This is a genomic window from Pseudoalteromonas sp. SIMBA_162, from assembly GCF_046535955.1.
Lineage (GTDB): Bacteria > Pseudomonadota > Gammaproteobacteria > Enterobacterales > Alteromonadaceae > Pseudoalteromonas > Pseudoalteromonas marina.
Map to the genome: position 1 here is coordinate 1 of NZ_JAWJBQ010000750.1, position 255 is coordinate 255.

General features: G+C 60.0%; 1 pseudogene. It reads right to left on the reverse strand.

The features are described from left to right. Positions 1-255: pseudogene (locus R0J88_RS21680) on the reverse strand (ABC transporter substrate-binding protein); the annotation flags it as partial.

Below are 255 nucleotides of genomic sequence, written 5' to 3' on the forward strand. Positions count from 1 at the left end.
GGAGCAGTGACACGGGCGAAAGTCGCATCGTCCGGCGCTTCTTTTAATGCGGCGGGATCGGGCGTCAGCATAATCAGCAACTGTTCAAGAAACGCCGTGCCGGTAAAGTCCGGTGGGCGCGGATAGGTAACCGTGCCGGGATTGGCTTTAGCAAACTCCAGTAAGGCTTGCGGCGTTTGTGGTGGCTGTGGCGTAACATCGCGGCGGGCGATAAACGTCAGTTGTGCGCCGCCCCAGGGCGATTCCGCACCTTGT